Source organism: Chania multitudinisentens RB-25 (assembly GCF_000520015.2).
In the GTDB taxonomy this organism is placed as follows: domain Bacteria; phylum Pseudomonadota; class Gammaproteobacteria; order Enterobacterales; family Enterobacteriaceae; genus Chania; species Chania multitudinisentens.
In genome coordinates this window covers 2,455,551-2,476,348 of record NZ_CP007044.2, presented here as the reverse complement: position 1 = coordinate 2,476,348, position 20,798 = coordinate 2,455,551, and the positions used below count along the sequence as shown (strand labels likewise).

Genomic DNA, 20,798 nt, shown 5'->3' with positions numbered 1-20,798 from the left:
TCTTCTCATACAAATACAAAAACACTCATCAATACCTTATTTATTCAACAGAGCCTAAATCAATATTAATATATCAAATCATCCAGAGGAGGAATGCCTTATCATCAGAAAAGGTTAAACAGTTATAGTATAGGAAAATACATGAGAAAGTTGCTTATTGCATTATTTACAGTAGTAATAGTAGGGTGTTCTTCCAAAGCACCGCTCAAAGATAGAGGTGACTATTATACTGACAGTGCTTTTCCCTCTCAAAGCCAAAATAATCGGATCAGGTTTTTAGTATTCCACTATACCGCAGCGGATGATGCGACGTCGTTAAAGATCCTGACCAAAGGAGAAGTCAGCGCTCATTATCTTGTCCCTAGCCTTCCTAAACGTAAAGATGGTAAACCAATTATATTACAACTTGTTCCAGAGGAAAATAGAGCATGGCATGCTGGCGTCAGCCATTGGAATGGCCGGAGTAATATTAATGATAGCTCAATTGGCATAGAAATCGTCAACAAAGGGTTTACTGAAGATATGCTAGGGCATCAAGTTTGGTATCCTTTTAATGAACAGCAGATTTCAGCGATTGCAGTACTTGCTAAAGATATAATTAAAAGAAATAATATTACCCTTGATAATGTTATTGCGCATAGTGATATTGCACCATTAAGGAAAAGTGACCCGGGGAAATTATTCCCATGGCAGAGATTAGCAGAAATGGGAATAGGAGTTTGGCCCAATAAAGAGACGGTTGAACAATATCTTGCTGGCAGATCGCCTGATACTCCCGCTGATGTGCTTACAATCCAAAAAGCTCTAAGTCAATATGGATATGATGAAATCCCTCAGTCTGGGATATTGGATGAAAAAACGCGTAAAACCATTAGCGCATTCCAGATGCATTTCAGACAGCGTGATATCAGTGGCAAAGCAGATGCAGAAACCGAATCGATTGCCAAAGCGCTAATAGAAAAGTATCGGAGTAATAAAACCTGAGATCACACAATAAATAACGTAGGTGTTTCGATTACTCATTCAGTCACTCATATAACGGATAAAGGCTAATACTATTAGCTTTCTTATCGCTAAGGTAAAGCCTTTATCACAATATACTGACTATTTCCTTTGTCAAAAAATCCCAAAATTATTTCTAGTTTATTTCCATAATAATAAAACTGCCTATAGAGAAAAGAACCGAACATGTAAAGAGTTGCTTACGCTGAATATAGCTCCCTAAGCGAGTCATCACATACACTGTAGTACCAGAGACGTTTATGACGTCCATTATTCTCAGGGTGCTCTGCACCAACAAACTTTTGCTTAATGCAGAAGTCTTGATTGACATTAGCCAGAGGTAACCAAATCATGAATATCGTACCAACAGGCCTGCCAGAAGAGGCAGTGTGCAGGCTCAACGGGCAAAAGAGAGCGATTGCCCCTGCCATCCGGTTGTTTGCAGGAATTGCTCCCAGGTCAAACTGGCTGGATTGATTTGTCGGCTCCACAGCAGATCGCGATCTTTACGGAAATAACCATACTCCACCGCATATTCGGCCATCCCTACCACCTCATCAACCAGCCCTTCCATGCTGGAAAATGCAGGGAAGTGTTGCAGCAGTTCTTCATGAGTAAACGCCGAACGATAAATAGCTTTTTTCCCGCTGACGCGAATAAATGTCTCAACCATTTCTTTGGGCGAAATAATATCCCCGATAACGGGTAAATATTGGCCCGCGTATTTATCCTGATGATCAAAAATTTCCAACACTGCTGGGCCCGTCGCGGTCAGTGGGTCAACAAAGGGGGCACGAAAATCTTCGGGCAGATAGATAGGAAAGACTAGGGTATCCCCTTCCAAGCGTGGTTGGTAATATTCCAGCAGGTTCGTGTAAAAAAACGCCATCGAGATAAATGAACTGGTAACGGGCTGTGCGCGAATATAGTTCTCAACCCTGGCCTTGTCGGTAAAGTGTGGAACCCATTTTTTGCCTTCCGTAATTTTTTCTACGTTTTCCAGGCTAGTAAAAACAATATGTTCCACGCCAGCTTCAACGGCAGCATCAGTTATCTGTTTGCCCAGTTCTACTTCGGGCGTTTCTGCATGGCTCGCCTCAGGCGTGATAGGTGGTGTCATCAGAAATACACCCTGTGCCCCCTTGAAAGCCTGAACGAATTTCTCTTTATATCCCAACTCTAATGGCACAGCCATAAGCTCCGCTCCCAGACGTGCCAAGTCTTGCGCTCCGGGAGAGTCAATTCGGCGGGTTAGTGCTCGTACACGATAACGTTGGCTTTCCAGCAGCGTACGTACAACGCTGCGCCCTTGTTTGCTCAGCGCCCCTACCACGGTGATGAGTGGCTTATTATCCAATAACATTGGCTTGCTCCTGATGGTTTATACGGTTTGTGCTTGCATTATCAGGACCAATAAGGAATAAGAGAAATCGATTATTTTATATTTAGGAATCCACAAAATGGATACCACACGCCTCGATTTAAACCTACTGCTTACCCTCGAAGCATTGCTGGCAGAGCAGAACGTGACGAAGGCTGCGGCACGACTTAACCTCAGCCAACCCGCCGTCAGTGCACAACTGAACCGTTTGAGGGATATGTTTGATGATCCTTTACTTGTGCCTGCTCGGCGGGGGATGACGCCAACCGTAAAAGCACTTGAGTTACTTGCTCCATTACGTGAATCTTTGGATCAACTGCGCCGCACGCTGCAATCTCATAAGGATTTTTATCCTGAAAGGGCCACATTAACCCTCGCGATAGCCTGTACCGACTACATACAGGCGGCTGTCGTTATGCCGCTTGTATTAGCCTTGCGGCAAACAGCCCCGGGTGTGCGTATTGCCGCTCGCCACTATGATCCAGCCCAATTAGAACAACAATTGGCTAATGGCGATGTTGATATCGCCATTATCACACCGGGTTCTCATCATGCGCATCTCAGAACCCGCCATTTATTCAATGAAACCTATGTACTGATTGGGCGGCAGGGACACCCTACCCTCAAAAATAACCTGACAATGCAGGATTTTGCTCAGCTTGAGCATGTGATTGTTTCACCTTCGGGTGGCAGTTTTTCAACCCCTATCGATGATATTCTGGCGGCATTCGGGCATCAGCGTAAGGTTGTTATGTCGGCAGCTTCGTTCTTTTTCGTTCCTGAGATCGTGTTAATTAGTGACTTTGTCGCTCTGGTTCCACGGCGATTATTGCAAGGGCAGCCAGCTCGGCTTTCGGTGGTTAATGTGCCGTGGCTGACTGAGCAATTTAACGTCAGCTTAGTCTGGCACGAACGCAGCCATGGTCATGCCGGCCATCGCTGGCTGCGAAATTTGATTGTTGAATTAAATGGCCACAAGAATTCGCGCGAAAATGCCCCGTGATTCGGGCAAATGCGCTGACCAAACCAGCAGACTTTCTCGAACTACCAGGGGGAGTGATCTGAATTGAAACAGGAACCAAAAAGCCAGTTAAATCATTTGATTTGGCTGGCTTTTAAAGACGTTAACGGCATTCAGAAGATGCTAAATACCTATTCCCACTCAATCGTCGCTGGCGGCTTGCCGCTGATGTCATACACCACGCGGGAAATACCGTCGACTTCGTTGATGATGCGGTTGGAAACACGGCCAAGGAACTCATACGGCAGATGCGCCCAATGTGCAGTCATAAAGTCGATAGTTTCTACCGCACGCAGTGAAACCACCCAATCGTATTTACGGCCATCGCCCATCACGCCAACGGAACGTACCGGCAGGAATACGGTGAATGCCTGGCTGACTTTGTTATATAAATCCGCCTTGTGCAGTTCTTCGATGAAGATCGCATCAGCGCGGCGCAACAAGTCGCAGTATTCTTTCTTCACTTCACCCAGCACGCGCACGCCCAAACCAGGCCCTGGGAACGGGTGGCGATACAGCATGTTGTAAGGCAGCCCCAATTCCAGACCAATTTTACGCACTTCGTCTTTGAACAGCTCTTTCAGCGGTTCAACCAGGCCCAGCTTCATCTCTTTCGGCAGGCCACCCACGTTGTGGTGCGATTTGATGACGTGTGCTTTACCGGTCGCAGAAGCGGCAGATTCGATCACATCCGGGTAAATTGTGCCCTGTGCCAACCATTTCACTGCGCTTTGTTTGCAGGCTTCTTCATCGAACACTTCGACAAACACGCGGCCAATGGTTTTACGCTTGGCTTCTGGCTCATCAATACCTGCCAGTGCGCTCAGGAAACGCTGTTCTGCCGGAACATGCACAATGTTCAGGCCAAAATGCTCACCAAACATTTCCAGTACCTGGTCAGCTTCATTCAGGCGCAGCAGGCCGTTGTCAACAAACACGCAGGTCAGGCGCTTGCCTATCGCACGGTGTAGCAGCATCGCGGTAACCGATGAATCGACTCCGCCAGACAGACCGAGGATCACATGATCTTCCCCCACCTGCTCGCGGATACGCTCAACGGCATCTTCGATGATGGTCGCTGGCGTCCACAACGCCTCACAACCACAGATATCCAGCACGAAGCGCTCCAACATACGTTGGCCCTGGCGGGTATGAGTGACTTCCGGGTGGAACTGCACGCCGTAGAAACGTTTTTCTTCGTTGGCCATAATGGCGAACGGACAGGTGTCAGTACTGGCTACGGTGACAAAATCGGCTGGGATGGCGGTCACTTTGTCACCGTGGCTCATCCACACATCCAACAACGGTTTGCCTGCTGGGCTGATGGCATCTTCAATGTCGCGAATCAATGCGCTCTCGGTAGCCACTTCTACCTGCGCATAACCAAACTCACGCTCATTGGAACTTTGAACATGGCCGCCTAACTGTATGGCCATGGTTTGCATGCCGTAGCACACCCCAAAAACGGGCACTCCCGCAGTGAATACATACTCCGGCGCTCGCGGGCTGTTTTGTTCGGTGGTGCTTTCCGGGCCACCGGAAAGGATGATGCCGCTCGGGTTGAATTCGCGGATCTGCTCTTCGCTGACGTCCCACGCCCACAGTTCGCAGTAAACACCAATCTCACGCACGCGGCGGGCAACCAGTTGGGTATATTGCGAACCAAAATCCAGAATGAGAATGCGATGCTTATGAATATTTTTTGACATGTGAGGCTAATTCCAGCAACAGAGAAATAAGAGCAAAAAAGTATATGTGGGGTGAAGGATCCCCTCCTCACCCCGTTTTCCCCTAAAGGAATAGATCAAGCATTAGCCCATGCGGTAATTCGGTGACTCTTTGGTAATCGTCACATCATGAACATGGCTTTCCTGAATACCGGCACCGCTGATACGCACAAATTCAGCTTTGGTACGCAGTTCGTCAATCGTACCACAACCGGTCAGCCCCATGCAGGAACGCAGGCCCCCCATCTGTTGATGTACGATGGCTTTCAGCATGCCTTTGTAAGCCACACGGCCTTCAATGCCTTCGGGCACCAGTTTATCAGCCGCGTTATCGGTCTGGAAGTAACGGTCAGAGGAACCTTTAGACATCGCCCCCAGAGACCCCATGCCACGGTAAGATTTAAACGAACGGCCCTGATACAGCTCGATTTCGCCCGGAGATTCTTCCGTACCCGCCAGCATTGACCCCACCATCACGCAAGATGCGCCGGCAGCAATGGCTTTGGCGATGTCGCCAGAAAAGCGGATGCCACCATCAGCGATAACCGGGATACCGGTGCCTTCCAGCGCTTCTACCGCATCCGCAATCGCAGTTATTTGCGGCACACCAACGCCGGTCACGATGCGGGTGGTGCAGATAGAACCTGGGCCGATACCCACTTTCACCGCGCTTACGCCAGCTTCCATCAGGGCTTTGGCTCCGGCAGCGGTAGCAACGTTACCACCAACAATTTGCAAGTCTGGGTATTTGGCACGGGTTTCACGGATGCGCTGCAACACGCCTTCGGAATGGCCGTGCGAGGAGTCGATCAACAGCACGTCAACACCGGCGGCAACCAGCGCATCAACGCGCTCTTCATTACCGGCCCCCGCCCCCACCGCCGCACCGACACGCAGGCGACCATGTTCATCTTTACAGGCATTAGGCTTACGTTCCGCCTTCTGGAAATCTTTTACGGTGATCATGCCGATCAGGTGGAAACTGTCATCCACCACCAGCGCTTTTTCAACGCGTTTTTCGTGCATTTTTTGCAGCACGACTTCATGCGCTTCACCTTCCTTAACGGTCACCAGGCGCTCTTTTGGCGTCATCACGGCGGTCACTGGCTGATTCAAATCAGTCACAAAACGCACGTCACGGCCGGTAATAATCCCGACCAGTTCGTTACCTTCTGCCACCACCGGATAACCAGCAAAGCCATTACGCGCTGTCAGTTCTTTAACTTCTGCCAAGGTGGTACAAGGTGTCACGGTTTGCGGATCGGTGACCACGCCGCTTTCATGCTTCTTCACCCGGCGAACTTCTTCCGCCTGGCGCTCAATAGACATGTTTTTGTGAATGAAGCCCAAACCGCCTTCCTGCGCCAGCGCAATAGCCAGGCCGGATTCGGTTACGGTATCCATGGCTGCGGACAGCATAGGGATATTCAGGCGAATGGATTGAGTCAGTTGAGTACCGAGATCTGCGGTGTTAGGCAGAACAGTGGAGTGGGCTGGAACCAGGAGAACGTCGTCAAACGTTAGAGCTTCTTTTGTGATACGTAGCATGGGCAATATCTCACCAGGTGGATGCGGGAAAAGATAAAATATTGCCGTGGCATTATACAGAGCGTAATCGGTTGCCTCCAGCACTTTCTCACAAAAACTCTTGCTTACCTGTTTCAGAGCTGTAATATCGATTGATTAAGTGCTTGTTTTAAAATTTGATCTGGGTCACATGTCGCTACCTACTTCACCGCCTATTTTTACCGTCAGCCGGTTGAATCAGACCGTTCGTGAGCTGTTGGAAATGGAAATGGGGCAAATTTGGCTCTCTGCCGAAATCTCCAACTTCTCTCAACCCGCTTCAGGCCACTGGTATTTCACACTGAAAGATGACCGTGCGCAGGTACGTTGTGCCATGTTCCGCAACAGCAACCGTCGCACCACTTTCCGCCCACAAAACGGCCAGCAGATACTGGTGCGTGCCAGCATCACGCTGTATGAACCGCGCGGTGATTACCAATTGATTGCAGAAAGCATGCAACCCGCCGGTGACGGTTTGCTGCAACAACAATTCGAACAGTTGAAACAGCGTCTGGCAGCCGAAGGGTTGTTCGATCAACAGCGCAAACAACCGCTCCCCAGCCCGGCCAAATGCGTCGGCGTGATCACTTCAGCCAGCGGTGCGGCACTGCATGATATTTTGCAGGTGCTGCAACGGCGCGATCCTTCGCTGCCAATCGTGATTTATCCCACAGCGGTTCAAGGTGCAGAGGCTCCGCTGCAAATCGTGCGAGCCATCGAAACCGCCAACCGCCGCGCTGAGTGTGATGTGCTGATCGTTGGCCGTGGCGGTGGTTCGCTGGAAGATTTATGGAGCTTTAACGACGAACGCGTCGCGCGGGCCATTTTTGCCAGCCATATTCCCATCGTCAGCGCCGTTGGTCATGAAACCGACGTCACCATCGCTGATTTTGTCGCCGATCTGCGCGCACCTACGCCTTCCGCCGCTGCCGAACTGGTCAGCCGCAATCAGCTTGAACTGCTGCGCCAGTTGCAAGCACAGCAGCAACGGCTGGAAATGGCGATGGATTATTATCTGGCCCAGCGCCAACAACAGTTCAGCCGTATCAATCACCGCCTGCAACAGCAACACCCACACCTGCGTCTGGCCCGGCAACAAACGCTGTTATTCAAGCTACAGCGCCGCCTTGAAGAAGGGATACAGTTGCAACTGCGGCTGGCTTCCCGCCGCAGTGAACGCGCCCAACAACATCTGGCGCAAATACAGCCGATGGGCCGGATACACCGTTTGCAGCAACGCATTCAGCAGCAGGAATACCGGTTGCAACAAGGGCTGGAACGGCAACTTAATGCCTATCGCCAGCGCTTTGGCGTGGCTTGCAGCCAGTTGGAAGCCGTCAGCCCATTAGCCACTCTGGCGCGTGGTTACAGCGTGACGCAAACGCCGCGTGGCGAACTGTTGAAAACCACCAAACAGGCGCAGTTAGGGGAAATATTGAAAACTCGCTTGCAAGATGGCTGGGTGGAAAGCGAAGTGAAAACCATCACCGTAGCGAAAAAACCGCGTAAGAAACGGGTGATGGAATAAGTCTCTCTCCAGCGGGAGAGAGACTTTCAAGCACAGCCGCCGGGTTTAGCTCAACGCATAAGTATTACAACGAGTGCCATTCACCCACAGTTCGCGGGTTTCATCGGCAGGCAACGTGATATCCAGCGTTTGCCAAGCGGGTTTAAAATGCCCTTTGGCGGCCACGGTTAATTCAATGCGCGCGTTATCACTCACCGCTTGCCAGCGCAGCCACAGCGCATTGTCCTGCTGCCAGCCATAGCTTTCACCGTCGTCTTCAAACAACATTCCTGCCGAGCGCCCACATCCTTTGGTGGGGAATAACCGCAACTCACGGCGATCGTCAGCGCTGATGTCCACATGGCCCAAGCGCTGTGACATCGGCAACGCCGCCCCAGCACGCACCAACAGTGGCAGGCGTTCCAGCGGCGCATCCAGCACAATGGTCTGGCCCCCGCTGTACCACTGGCCGCTGTAGAAGCAATACCAACCATCACCATTATCTGGCAGATACACCTCGCGCTGACGCTGCCCCTGCTCCACCACGCTGGCCACCAGCACGTCGCGGCCAATCAGGAAATCATCGGTTTCACGCCAGGTACGCTCATCATGTTCATGATCAAGGAACGTTGGCCGCAGCATCGGTTCATCATCCGTGCTCGCCAGCCACAGCAAAGTGTAAAAATAAGGCATCAGGCGATAACGCAGGTTGATCGCTTCACGGATCATCGGCGTAGCGGCCGGATACATCCAGGGTTCGTTAACGGTCGCATCATCGTTCCATGAGTGAATGGTAAAGCGCGGATGCATCACACCATTCTGCACCCAGCGCACAAACAGCTCGGCATCCGGTTTATCACCGGAAAAACCGCCGACGTCATGCCCGACGTTAAACAGCCCCGACAGGCTCATGCCCAATCCCATACGGGTGTTGTAGCGTAGAGTCTGCCAACTGGTACGGTTGTCACCGCTCCAGGTTTGCACATAACGCTGCATGCCTGCGCACCCGGAACGGGAGATCAGATAAGAGCGCAGATGCGGTGCAAAACGCTGCTGTGCCTCAAGCGAAGCGCGCATCATCAACAATGGCATCACCGGGCGGATATGTTTGATGGCAATCGGCTGACCAAAGCCGTGGCAGCGTGCTTCGCCGTCCCAGACTTCATACTCGTTATTGTCATTCCAGGTGGAATCGATGCCCATTGCCAGCAGTTGTTCGGTGACGCCCTGCTGCCACCAGCGCACCGTGGCCGGGTTGGTGAAATCGAGGTGCGATCCTTCATCGTCCCAGAAACTTGAGCGTTCTGGGCGGTCGCTCTCTGAATCCCGAATAAACAGCCCCTGCTCAGCCACCTGCTGGTACTGCGGGTGATCTTGCAACAAACAAGGCTTGATATTCGCCGCCAGTTTCAGCCCCGCATCGTGGAAGGCTTTACTCAGTTGTTTCGGCTGCGGCACCTTGTCGTAGTTCCAGTTGAATACATAGCGCTTGTTGCCTATCGAGGTGTAACCGGAAGAAAGCTGGAACGAATCGCAAGGAATATCGTGCTGCCGACACAGTTGAATAAACTGCTGCAACTGCTGCTGAGCATCTGGGGCATCGGTGTAATGCATAGTGGAGCCGCTGTAGCCCAGGCTCCATTTGGGCCCAAAATGCGTTTTGCCAGTCAGGCGCACAAAAGCTTTGGTTACATCCAACACTTGTGGGCCGAAGAACAGGTAATAATCCAGATCGCCCGCTTCGGCCTGATAACGGCGATAGGCCAGATGATAATTGTCGATCTCATTGCCGAGATCCAGCCAGCAACTGCTCAGGTTGTCGTAAAACAGCCCAAAGCTGACGTCTGTACGGCGCGTAATAGTGAATGGAATATGCTTGTACAACGGATCGGTGCTGGCCGCGTTGTAGCCCATCGCATCCAGATTACGCATCTCAAAACGGCGGCCACTGCGTTCCAAGTCGCCGGTTTTCTCCCCCAGGCCATAGTAGCGTTCGCTGGCATAGCGGCGTTGATAATGGGCTACCCCGTCACCATGCGCATTAAGCAGATAAGCACTGGTCGGGCGATCGGCAGCCAACGGCTGCCAGTCACCGTCTGCATTGCAGTATTCCCACTCCAGCCACAGCGGCTGATGCACCGTTACACGCAGATGCGAAGTAGCCAGCGTTAATGTTTCGCCGTCATGCTGCAATTGGTAACCGGGCAGGCCAAAACCGGCCACGCTGAGACGATCCCGCCCTTCCCAGGGAACGTCCGCTTCCGGCGCAATACTCCAGGTGCGGTTCAACGCCAGTTCCCCATTGCGTTTAATCAGCACTCGAAACAGGGTGTTTTCCAATACGTAAAGGCAGAACAGGTGTCGCTCATCCACCAGTAACTCAATATGGTCGGTGTATTGCCCTGCCAAGGTCCAATTCTTTAACGTCTTCATAAATATTCAACTCAAACAGTAGGTGATGGTTTTTTGCCGCGTTCTGCAATCAGGGCAATCAGGAATACGGCGCCGATCAAATCGAAGAAGCCCATCGCAATGAAAAGCGGGTTGAAACCGACGGTATCGGAAACCGCACCAATCAGCAGTGTGAACAGGAAGCTGGCAATCCAGGCGCTGGAGCCGCGCATACCGTTCACCGTCGCCATCTGGTTTTTATCAAATGATTCCACCACCAGGGCGCTCAACATGCAGGAAATGACCTGGTGACCGAAACCACCAATCGAGATCAAGGCAATAGCAAGGTAGGGATCTTTAGTGATCGCCACAAACGCCAGCGATACCATCATAAAAGCCCCGGTGACCGAGCTGGCCACCACCGAGTTCACCCGTGAGCAGCCAAACCATTTGCGATACAGCGTGGTGAGATAGCCACTGGCAACGCTGCCGATATCCGCTGCCAGGAACGGCAGCCAGGCAAACATGGCGATTTGCTTCAGATCCATACCACGCTCGGTGGCCAGATAGAGCGGAACCCAGAAACTGAACACTGCCCATGCAGGTTCAGCCAGAAAGGCTGGAATAGCGATACCGTAGAATTTTTTGTTTTTGCACAGGATCGCCAACGATTTGAAGAACGGCAGCTTTGGCAGAATCGGTTCGTTATCTTCGTGAATCAGATCAAACTCTTTCTGGCTCAGATTCGGGTGCTGTTTTGGTGAATGGTAAAACAGCCACCACAGTACCACCCAGACCAATCCCAGTGCGCCAGAGAACAAAAACGCCCCCTGCCAGCCAAATGAAATGTGAGCAATAACGATGATTGGCGGAGCCAGCATCGCGCCGATGGAAAACCCCACCCCTGCCCAACCGGCAGCGATCGGCCGCTCTTTTTTCGGGAACCAGTCGGAAATGGCTTTAGCGTTGGCAGGTGTCGCAGCCGCTTCTGACGCTCCCATAAAGAAACGCAGGAGCGCCAATTGCAACCAAGTACCAGCCCCCGCGTGCATCATACACACTACCGCCCAGATACTGGCGCAGATCAGGAAGCCCATTTTCAGGCCAATGACATCGATCAGCCAGCCACAAATAGGTTGAAAAACGGTATAAGCCAATTGGAACGAAGCGACCACCCAGGAATATTGCTCGGTGGTCATGTTGAGGCTGGTTTTCAGTTCCGGTGCCAGAATACCCAATGAGTTACGGGTAATATAGTTAACCGTCACCCCCAGCAAGAACAGCGCCAGCATCCACCAACGCAGTGATTTGAATTTGCGGCTGCTGCGCGCCGCAGTTTGATCAATTTCTACGCTCATCTCGTATCTCCGTGGTGACAATGCACCTTTTTTGGTAGAGCACGTTTTGGTATCGGAGGTGTTAGCAGCGATATTTTGTGACATCCATCGCAAATACAACGCCGCTGCTATGACAACCCTATGATTTAATTTTGTTTTACTTATAGTCCAGCCCAGAGAATTGGACTGATAAATCGATAAAATTGGTGTACCAAAGCAGACTAACCAGCGCAGAGAAGGAGCGAAACGGCGTTTTTTGCAAAAATTTTCATGGTGAAATGAAGATATCGTCATAATGGCTGTGAGAAGCCATCTGTAAGCCAGAAAGCCACCGTGAAAATATTCTCACGACCAAATTTGAAGAGGATCACAAAATGAGCGGAAAGCTGAAAATACAGGAAATCGCCCGCCAAACCGGTCTTTCTATCAGTACCGTTTCACGCGTGTTGGCGGGGAAATCCAATACCAGCGCAGCGGCGCGGCGGCGGGTAAAAGAGTGTGCGCAACAGAATGGGATTCTGCAAGGGCTCTCCAGCGGTAGGTTGATGTTAAATAACGTAATGGTGTTTGCGCCACAGCGTGCCTTCGATGTGCGTACCGATATCTTCTACTACAAGGTGATTCAGGGGATCACCGCTGCGCTGGCAGAACATGAAGTGCGGATCCGTTACTGTGGTCTGGAAGAGACGCACAGTGACAGCGCTTTGTTTATGGAGAAGATGAGCGAGCCGCAGACCGAGGCTGCGCTGATCATCGGTATTGATGATGAACATATCCACACGTTGGCGGCCGATCTGAATAAACCCTGTGTTTTGATTAACTGCACAGACCGACAGATGCGCCTGGACAGCGTTTCGCCCGATCATCAGTTAATTGGTGAATACTCTGCCAACTATCTGTTCCAGCAAGGCCATAGCCACATTCTTAATCTGCAATGTCTACGCCGGAATACCATGGAGCTACGTCTGGCAGGTATCAAACAAGCCTACATACGGCATAACATTACCTTCGATGATGGCCAGCATCTGGTCACCACGTCAGGTTTTGGTAGAGAAGAAGCGGAGCATGCCCTAACCACCTTTATCAAGGAGATTGGCGAGTTAACACCATTACCAAGCGCCATTCTGACCGGTGGCGACTATATGGCCGTTGGCGCGGTGAACGCCCTTAAAAAACTGCAACTCAGCGTGCCGGGAGATATTTCAGTGATGAGCACCGACGGATTCAATCTGGCAGAAATCCACGATGTGCCGCTTACCTCGGTACACGTGCCGCGCGATGAGCTGGGGCAGGAAGCCATCGGGCTATTGCAGCGCCGGATGTTGCGGCCAGATGCACCACCGTGCAATATGCTGCTGTGCGGGCGGTTGGCGGTGCGGGCTTCGGTTAAGCGCCTCAGCCCAAACAAAGTGACGCCCGCAGTAAGCACTCACGATCATCGCCTTTATGATGTGTAAGCCTTGCGGTGATTAAATCGGCCAATAGCTGAACTTCACACGCTTTTTAGAAATCAGCCCATGGCCGTTTTGGCACAGGTAATCTACCGCGCCGCAGGCTTTCAATTCTTGCAGAGGCCGCCCACAGTCAGGGCATTCTGCAAGCTGCCGGTAATCACTGTTGCAGGTATCACAATGATAGTGACCATTCACCCAGTTCATCACCTGGGCACAGCGAGGGCAGGATGCGTCCATCTTTCCTCCAGATTAAATCACACCCCACGAGCGGAGAAGGTAAATCCCCAGCACGGTGGTAAAGAATGAACCTACAGTGGTAATGGCGATGATATTGGCAGCGAGCGTAGCATTGCCCCCCATCGCTCGGGTCATCACATAGCTGCCTGAGGCCGTGGGGGTTGCCGAGAACAGGAAAATGATCCCCAACGCAGCACCGTGGAAACCAAATAGCCATCCCCCGAAGGTCATCAGCATCGGCACTAAAAACAGTTTAGCGGCTGACGATAGCGCTGCAACGTTGGACGAGCGGAACATGGCGCGTAAATCGAGGCTGGCACCGGTACACAGCAGTGCCAGCGGCAGCGAAAGCCCGGAGATATAACTGCCCGTCTGTTTGATCACCGGTGGTATCCCCAGCCCGGTCTGCGCATAGACCAAACCGCTCAGTAAACCGATAATCAACGGATTAGTGACGATACTGCGCAGCAACGACAGGTGTTTGATTCTCTTATTCGGCTCGGCTTGCAAACTGCGCGTCAGGGTAATCACCGACAGCACATTAAACAGGAATACCGTGACGGTGAGATACAGCGAGGCAATCGCCACCCCTTCATCGCCATAAGCCGTCATGGCATAGGCCAGACCGACAACGGCGGTATTGGCACGAAAGCCCCCCTGCACAAAGACACCGCGCTCACGCGGCTCTTTCACCAGCCACTTGGCGGCCACTTCCAGCAACAGGAAAGTCCCCACAGTGCCCAACGCACCGTAAACCACCAGCGGGAAATTATCACGCAGTTGTGGATGGTTAGTGGCAATACTGAAAAACAGCAGGCAGGGCAACGCCAGATTGAATACCAATCTGCTGGCACCATCAACAAAACGGTCGTCCATCAGCCGAGTGTGGCGCAGCACGATCCCCAACAACATCATCAGCAGATTCGGGACAGTGACGTTGAATGCAAAACTCCAAGTTTCCCAGGACATGGCGTTCCTTCGCAAAAGCAGGCAAGGGGTAAAAATACCCCAATAATAAAATGATTTCGGTTAGATAAAAGTAGAGCGCGGTGTCATTACCACGCTCTACTTTTTTATTTTGATTTCTTCAAATGGCTCATCAGGCGTTTACGCTTACGCATCTGATTCGGGGTTAACAGGTTACGTTTGCCAGCAAACGGATTATCGCCCTCTTTAAACTGGATACGGATCGGCGTGCCCATCACATTCAATGAACGGCGGAAATAATTCATCAGATAACGTTTGTATGAGTCCGGCAGATCGGCCACCTGGTTACCGTGGATCACCACGATTGGCGGATTGTACCCCCCTGCATGAGCATATTTCAGCTTCACTCGGCGGCCACGAATCAACGGTGGCTGATGGTCATCAATAGCCATCTGCATAATTTTGGTCAGCATTGAGGTATTAACACGGCGGGTCGAACACTCGTAGGCTTCCAATATGGATTCGAACAGGTTACCGACGCCGCTACCATGCAACGCAGAGATGAAGTGCACACGGGCGAAATCGACGAAGCCCAAGCGCAGATCGAGCATCTCTTTCACATGTTCGCGATCTTCCTCATTCATACCATCCCACTTGTTGACCGCAATCACCAATGAACGGCCACTGTTGAGGATAAAGCCAAGCAATGAAAGATCCTGATCGGAAATACCTTCACGCGCATCGATCACCAGCAGCACCACGTTGGCGTCTTCAATGGCCTGCAACGTTTTGATGACCGAAAATTTCTCTACGATTTCAGTGACTTTTCCACGCTTACGCACCCCGGCGGTGTCGATCAGCACATATTCGCGCTCATTGCGTACCATCGGGATATAGATACTGTCGCGCGTTGTGCCCGGCATGTCGTACACCACCACACGCTCCTCACCAAGGATACGGTTGGTCAGTGTGGACTTACCCACATTAGGGCGACCGACAATCGCCAACTTGATGGGCAGATCCTGCGGATTGAAGTCTTCTTCCGCTTCTTCTTCTTCGCCTTCTTCCGCCGTTTCACCGTTTTGCTCAGCCCAATAAGCGGCATTGGCCTCTTCTTCGCTCAGCTCAACTTCCTCTGGTTTTTCGGGGAGAAACGGCACCAGCACGTGCTCAATCAATTGTGAGACACCGCGCCCATGAGAAGCAGCGATCGCATACACATCACCCAGGCCCAACGCATAAAAATCAGCGGTGGCGGTATCAGGGTCCATGCCATCAGTTTTGTTGGCGACCAGGAAAGTGGCTTTTTGGCGGCTGCGCAAATGCTGGGCAATCCCCTGATCGGCAGGCATCAACCCGGCGCGGGCATCCACCATAAACAGCACAATGTCAGCTTCCTCAATCGCCAGCAGCGATTGGCCTGCCATGCGGGTTTCTACACCGTCTTCCGTACCGTCAATACCCCCGGTATCGACAATGATAAATTCGTTGCCCTCAACCTCAGCACGACCATATTTACGGTCACGCGTTAGCCCGGGGAAATCCGCCACCAACGCATCACGCGTCTGTGTTAAACGGTTAAATAGGGTGGATTTACCCACATTCGGGCGCCCGACCAGCGCGACGACAGGTATCATGGTTGAAGCCTCATTACTTAATAATCAATGCGTAACCACACAATGCAATAGACAGCAGCAGCATGGTTTTAAAAACACGAAACGGCCCCTGGAGACAGGAGCCGTTTAACACCTTCATTTTTCAAGCAGCAGCACCGTAGGTTCCATTTGTTTGTTATCTGCTGCAACTTGAAATCTATCAGATAGATAAACCGGTGCGATAAGCAGCCTTAGCGGGTAAATGCGTAAACTTTGCCACCGCGCGCCTGGATCAACAGCTTACCATCAGCCACAATCGGCGCAGACAGGAAACCGGAGCTGTCTACTTGTTGTTGCGCAACGAAACGGCCATCAGTCGTGTTGATCCAGTGCAGATACCCTTCAGCATCCCCAACAACCAGATAGCCATTATACAGTGCTGGTGCCGTCAGATTACGGTGCAGTAGATCGCTTTGGTTCCACAGGCTAACCCCACCGTCAGTGTTCATGGCAACCACGCGATCGTTCTGATCAACCAAATAGATGCGGCCAGCGTCAACAATAAAGTCATTCACCGAGCCCATCTCACGTTTCCAGATAATCTGACCAGAACGCAAATCCAGCGCGGTCAGGTTGCCATTGTAGCCCAATGCGTATACCACGTTATTCTCAATCACCGGGGTGGTATCCACGTCATTCAGGCGATCAATTTCAGTCGCACCGCTCGGCTGGGAAATACGCTGTTGCCAGATTAACTGGCCTTGTTGCATCAGTACGGCACTGACGCGGCCATTATCACCACCGACGATCGCTGCGCCAAACGCAGTGGCTGGCGCGGATTCACCCCGCAGCGACAACGTAGGAATATCCAGGTTTACCGTCCACTTGATGGCGCCGTCTGCTTCATTCAACGCCTGCAACTGGCCGTTACTGGTATGCACCAGAACCATGCCTTCAGCAACCACCGGGCGGGAGAGCGCTTCGCCTGCCACTTTGGTCTGCCACGCCACGTTACCATCAGAGGTATTCAGAGCATAAACAACGGCTTTTTCACTGCCAACGTAGACGTTGGAGCCAGAAACCGTCATACCACCGGATAACAACGCGGGTTGATTTCTGCTGAAGAAACGAGTTTTTTCTGAAAGATCGACTTTCCATTTCTCTTTACCATCAGCCAGATCCATGGCGATGACTGTACCCCGGCGATCGGCTGCATAGACAGTACTATCCTGAAACGCCGGGCGCAGGTGGGAATAGTATTCACCGATGCCATTACCTACCGATGTGCTCCACGCTTTATTTGGCGTGAACTGATTTTCAACTTTTGGCAACGGTGACATGGTGACCACGTCTTCTTCGCCGCCAAATAGTGAGCAACCACTCAACAAGGCAACAGAAACCAGCCCGACCAAGAGTGTTTTACGCAATTGCATGGGAATTCCCCTTAGCTGGACAAATTATTCAATTTCACGCGCAGCAATCCCGCATGCGCCTGAGAAGCATTGGATTCGATACCCTTACTGTAAGCTTCTTGAGCGCCTTTAATATCGCCCTTCGCCACCAGTACATCACCACGCACGTCCTGCACCATTGCTGCCCAACCTTCGCCTTTTACGCTATCCAGCGTTTTCAGCGCTTCATCCAGCTTTTTCTCTTGCAACTGAACACGCGCCAAACGCAGGTTAATCATCGCCAGCAGACTTTCATCTTTATTCAAACTCTGCGCCATGATCAATTGCTGCTCTGCTTTCGCAAAGTCGTTTTGTTCAACAAAATACTTCGCCAGTTGCAATGCCGCCAATACGCCATAGTTATTGCTGTTGGCTTGGATAAACGTCTCTGCCGCCGTTACATCATCCGCTTTACCCACTGCAAGATGTTCAGTAGCCTGCTGATAAGCTTCTGAGGCTGCCATCATGTTGGAGTTTTGATGATTCTGCCAATAGCGCCAGCCAAGCAGGGCACCAATACCGAGCACAACGCCCACGGCCAAAGCTTTACCGTTTTCGGCAAAGAACCGGCGCACAGCGTCAAGTTGTTCGTTTTCATTGGTATAAACTTCCACGGTGTCCTTCTCCTTAACCTAGCATCAAAGCCAGACGCGCTGCGACTTCGCTTTGCGCCAGCGTTTCTTGTTCGCCGCTGCGCAGATCTTTGATGACCACCTGCTGTGCAGCCATTTCATTCTCACCCAGGATCAGGGCAACGCGCGCACCCCATTTATCTGCACGGGTGATCTGCTTTTTAAAGTTGCCGCCGCCATAGTTAGTCATCAATTTAATCTGCGGTGCTGCATCACGTACCTTTTCCGCCAGTTGCATCGCTGCACTCTGCGTACCGGCACCGCTGGATATCACATAGACATCAATAGTGGCAGGTGCCTTGAATTCAGGGTTAACCGCCTGCACCAACAACACCAGGCGTTCCAGGCCCATGGCAAAACCCACGGCAGGCGTAGCACGCCCACCCAATTGTTCAACCAGGCCGTCGTAACGGCCACCGGCACACACCGTACCCTGCGCCCCGAGGCTGGTGGTCACCCACTCAAATACGGTGCGGTTATAATAATCCAGGCCACGCACCAGGCGTTCGTTGATGGTATATGGGATACCTGCCTGCGCCAAAAGTTCACATAACCCATTGAAATGAATCTTGGATTCTTCATCCAGGTAGTCAGAAAGGCGTGGTGCTTCATTCAGCAAAGCCTGCACTTCAGGATTTTTGGAGTCCAGCACACGCAATGGGTTGCTGTACATACGCCGTTTACAATCTTCATCCAGCGTTTCCTGATGTTGCTCCAAAAAAGCCACCAGCGCATCACGGTAGTTGGCTCGTGCTTCTAACGAACCAATCGAGTTCAATTCCAGCCTGACATGCTCAGCGATCCCCAACGCTTTCCACCAGCGGGCACTCAGCAGGATCAGTTCGGCGTCAATATCCGGCCCTTGCAGGCCAAAGACTTCTGCCCCTAGCTGATGAAACTGACGATAACGGCCTTTCTGTGGGCGCTCATAGCGGAACATTGGGCCGATATACCACAAACGCTGTTCCTGATTGTACAACAAACCATGCTCAATACCGGCACGAACACAACCCGCTGTTCCTTCAGGGCGCAGCGTCAGGCTTTCGCCGTTGCGATCGTCAAAGGTATACATCTCTTTTTCTACAACATCGGTGACTTCACCAATGGCGCGTTTAAATAACGGGGTCTGTTCTACAATCGGCAAGCGGATTTCGCTGTAACCATAACCACCCAACACCTGCTTGAGCGTACCTTCAATACGCTGCCATAACGCCGTTTCTTCCGGCAGGTAATCGTTCATGCCGCGAATGGCTTGAATATTTTTTGCCACGTGAGTTGTCTGCCCGTTTTATCTAAAAATGAACCCAATTATAGGGATTTTGCCATCCGCTGTTCAACGTGGATGCGCTTTTAAGCCCACTGGGCTCATAAATAAACGGGCTAAAACGCCCGTTACACTGGCTTTCGTGCTTATTTTTCCAGCTGATTGATCGTAATGCGCTTGGATTCATCCAGCATTGTTGCTTTGGCCCGGATCTTCGCTTCCAGTTGATCGATCATCTGTTCGTTGTCAAATCGCTCTTTCTGGCGCACGCCGTCTTCATAAAAGCCGCTCTTGTTGTGCCCCCCCGTCACCCCAAGGGTTGACACCAGAGCTTCCCCCGGCCCGTTCACCACACAGCCAATGATGGAAACATCCATCGGCGTGATGATATCTTCCAAACGCTGTTCCAGCGCGTTAACGGTGCCGATCACGTCAAATTCCTGGCGCGAACAGGTTGGGCAGGCAATAAAATTGATACCACGCGCACGAATACGTAGCGATTTCAAAATATCGAAGCCGACCTTCACTTCTTCCACCGGATCGGCTGCCAGAGAAATACGCAGAGTGTCGCCGATCCCTTCCGACAGCAGCAGGCCCAGACCAATGGCTGATTTAACCGAACCACTGCGGGCACCACCGGCTTCGGTGATGCCTAAGTGCAGTGGCTGATCGATACGTGCTGCCAACAAACGGTAAGATTGCACCGCCAGGAAGACGTCCGACGCCTTTACACTTACCTTGAACTGATCAAAGTTCAGACGATCGAGAATATCAACGTGGCGCATAGCAGATTCAAGCAGCGCTTCCGGCGTTGGCTCACCGTATTTTTCCTGTATGTCTTTTTCCAGCGAACCACCGTTAACGCCGATGCGGATCGGAATATTTTTGTCACGTGCGCAGTCAACCACCGAGCGAATGCGTGATTCGTTGCCAATGTTGCCAGGGTTGATGCGCAGGCAATCAACACCATATTCAGCCACTTGCAGGGCAATGCGGTAATCAAAATGGATATCGGCCACCAGCGGTACATTAACCTGCTGTTTAATAAGCCGGAACGCTTCGGCTGCGTCCATAGTAGGAACGGAAACGCGCACAATATCGACACCTACGCGCTCCAACGCTTTGATTTGATTTACCGTCGCCGCAACATCGGTGGTGCGGGTGTTGGTCATCGACTGCACGGCAATGGGGGCGCCATCGCCAATAGGCACCTTCCCGACGTAAATTCGTGTTGATTTTCGGCGGTTAATGGGTGCTTGGTTATGCATCACTGACTCTCCATTGTTGCTCTAACGTAATGCCAAAG

The 20,798-nt window shown here is 51.6% G+C and carries 16 protein-coding genes; 4 read left to right on the top strand and 12 right to left on the bottom strand.

Features of this window, described 5'->3' with window-relative positions; all coding sequences use genetic code 11:
- The first annotated feature begins 141 nt into the window (after window positions 1-141).
- Window positions 142-984 (top strand): N-acetylmuramoyl-L-alanine amidase, encoded by an 843-nt coding sequence (locus Z042_RS10895; protein WP_024912646.1) that lies wholly within the window; start codon window positions 142-144, stop codon window positions 982-984.
- A 415-nt stretch (window positions 985-1,399) separates the two neighbouring features.
- On the opposite strand, the gene Z042_RS10890 is transcribed toward Z042_RS10895, so the two are convergent.
- A complete protein-coding gene (locus tag Z042_RS10890) occupies window positions 1,400-2,365 on the bottom strand; it encodes an NmrA/HSCARG family protein (protein ID WP_024912645.1) in 966 nt (321 codons plus the stop codon).
- 97 nt (window positions 2,366-2,462) lie between these two features.
- On the opposite strand from Z042_RS10890, the gene Z042_RS10885 reads away from it, so the two are divergent.
- A complete protein-coding gene (locus tag Z042_RS10885; RefSeq protein WP_024912644.1) occupies window positions 2,463-3,386 on the top strand; it encodes a LysR family transcriptional regulator in 924 nt (307 codons plus the stop codon).
- A 149-nt stretch (window positions 3,387-3,535) separates the two neighbouring features.
- On the opposite strand, the gene guaA is transcribed toward Z042_RS10885, so the two are convergent.
- Together guaA and guaB are read right to left on the bottom strand one after the other, a co-directional pair.
- The gene (gene guaA / locus Z042_RS10880) at window positions 3,536-5,113 is read right to left on the bottom strand and encodes a glutamine-hydrolyzing GMP synthase (protein ID WP_024912643.1); all 1,578 of its coding nucleotides are present in this window, start codon (window positions 5,111-5,113) and stop codon (window positions 3,536-3,538) included.
- 102 nt (window positions 5,114-5,215) lie between these two features.
- Window positions 5,216-6,679, bottom strand: a complete 1,464-nt coding sequence (gene guaB, locus Z042_RS10875; RefSeq protein ID WP_154666943.1) for an IMP dehydrogenase — start codon at window positions 6,677-6,679, stop codon at window positions 5,216-5,218.
- 169 nt (window positions 6,680-6,848) lie between these two features.
- Between guaB and xseA the strand changes: the two genes are divergently transcribed.
- The gene (gene xseA / locus Z042_RS10870) at window positions 6,849-8,225 is read left to right on the top strand and encodes an exodeoxyribonuclease VII large subunit (protein ID WP_024912641.1); all 1,377 of its coding nucleotides are present in this window, start codon (window positions 6,849-6,851) and stop codon (window positions 8,223-8,225) included.
- A gap of 45 nt (window positions 8,226-8,270) precedes the next feature.
- On the opposite strand, the gene Z042_RS10865 is transcribed toward xseA, so the two are convergent.
- The gene (locus tag Z042_RS10865; RefSeq protein ID WP_024912640.1) at window positions 8,271-10,637 is read right to left on the bottom strand and encodes a glycoside hydrolase family 31 protein; all 2,367 of its coding nucleotides are present in this window, start codon (window positions 10,635-10,637) and stop codon (window positions 8,271-8,273) included.
- 11 nt (window positions 10,638-10,648) lie between these two features.
- Window positions 10,649-11,953 (bottom strand): MFS transporter, encoded by a 1,305-nt coding sequence (locus Z042_RS10860; protein ID WP_024912639.1) that lies wholly within the window; start codon window positions 11,951-11,953, stop codon window positions 10,649-10,651.
- Window positions 11,954-12,306: 353 nt separating this feature from the next.
- Between Z042_RS10860 and Z042_RS10855 the strand changes: the two genes are divergently transcribed.
- A complete protein-coding gene (locus Z042_RS10855; RefSeq protein ID WP_024912638.1) occupies window positions 12,307-13,389 on the top strand; it encodes a LacI family DNA-binding transcriptional regulator in 1,083 nt (360 codons plus the stop codon).
- Between the two features lie 12 nt (window positions 13,390-13,401).
- Here Z042_RS10855 and Z042_RS10850 read toward each other — a convergent pair whose 3' ends face one another.
- From Z042_RS10850 to ispG, 7 genes are all read right to left on the bottom strand, one after another.
- The gene (locus Z042_RS10850) at window positions 13,402-13,623 is read right to left on the bottom strand and encodes a zinc ribbon domain-containing protein (RefSeq protein WP_024912637.1); all 222 of its coding nucleotides are present in this window, start codon (window positions 13,621-13,623) and stop codon (window positions 13,402-13,404) included.
- Window positions 13,624-13,635: 12 nt separating this feature from the next.
- A complete protein-coding gene (locus Z042_RS10845; RefSeq protein ID WP_024912636.1) occupies window positions 13,636-14,592 on the bottom strand; it encodes an AEC family transporter in 957 nt (318 codons plus the stop codon).
- A gap of 104 nt (window positions 14,593-14,696) precedes the next feature.
- Window positions 14,697-16,187, bottom strand: coding sequence for a ribosome biogenesis GTPase Der (der, locus tag Z042_RS10840; protein WP_024912635.1), 1,491 nt, complete (start codon window positions 16,185-16,187; stop codon window positions 14,697-14,699).
- 209 nt (window positions 16,188-16,396) lie between these two features.
- Window positions 16,397-17,578, bottom strand: a complete 1,182-nt coding sequence (gene bamB / locus Z042_RS10835; protein ID WP_024912634.1) for an outer membrane protein assembly factor BamB — start codon at window positions 17,576-17,578, stop codon at window positions 16,397-16,399.
- Window positions 17,579-17,589: 11 nt separating this feature from the next.
- A complete protein-coding gene (locus Z042_RS10830) occupies window positions 17,590-18,210 on the bottom strand; it encodes a YfgM family protein (protein ID WP_024912633.1) in 621 nt (206 codons plus the stop codon).
- A 13-nt stretch (window positions 18,211-18,223) separates the two neighbouring features.
- A complete protein-coding gene (gene hisS, locus Z042_RS10825; RefSeq protein WP_025297173.1) occupies window positions 18,224-19,498 on the bottom strand; it encodes a histidine--tRNA ligase in 1,275 nt (424 codons plus the stop codon).
- A 140-nt stretch (window positions 19,499-19,638) separates the two neighbouring features.
- Window positions 19,639-20,760: a flavodoxin-dependent (E)-4-hydroxy-3-methylbut-2-enyl-diphosphate synthase gene (ispG, locus tag Z042_RS10820; protein ID WP_024913143.1), complete on the bottom strand. Its 1,122-nt coding sequence runs from the start codon at window positions 20,758-20,760 to the stop codon at window positions 19,639-19,641.
- Window positions 20,761-20,798: the final 38 nt, after the last annotated feature.